A 512-nucleotide genomic window follows, 5' to 3' on the forward strand; every position below is an offset into this window, starting at 1 on the left:
ACCAAACAACTGCTTTCTATCGCCGAATCTAAAAACCTGATCGATAAAAATCCTATTCAAAAGTTCAGATGCGGAGGGGATGAAACGGACGTTGCCCCTCTGGAATACGAACAGGTCTATTTGCTGTGGAACAAAAAATTGACCATATTACGACTGGAGGAAGTTAGGGACGTGTTTATCCTGCAATGCTTTACTGGCTTCGCGTTTCAGGACGTATACTCGCTTTCAGAAAGCCATATTGTCAATGTAGGACGATCAGGAGAAAAATGGATCGTCAAAGAAAGGGGAAAGACCGGAGTGACCGAAATGGTTCCGATCATGCCTATCGTTGAGGAGATCATCGATAAATATAAAGATCATGAATGTAGGAAGGTATTTGGCCAACTTGTTCCCGTAAACAGTAATTCAAAGTATAATGCTTACTTAAAAGAAATAGCGATGCTATGTGGGATTAGAAGAGAACTTAATACACACTTGGCTAGGCATACCTTTGCTGATATGATGCTGAATGT

Annotated in this window: 1 protein-coding gene; it reads left to right on the top strand. The window is 41.0% G+C overall.

From position 1 onward, the window contains the following. The coding region (locus ACFRAE_RS17755) for a site-specific integrase (protein WP_422798508.1) at nt 1-512 on the top strand (512 nt) is incomplete at both ends.

This window comes from Sphingobacterium sp. HJSM2_6, assembly GCF_049316305.1.
Taxonomy (GTDB): Bacteria; Bacteroidota; Bacteroidia; order Sphingobacteriales; family Sphingobacteriaceae; genus Sphingobacterium.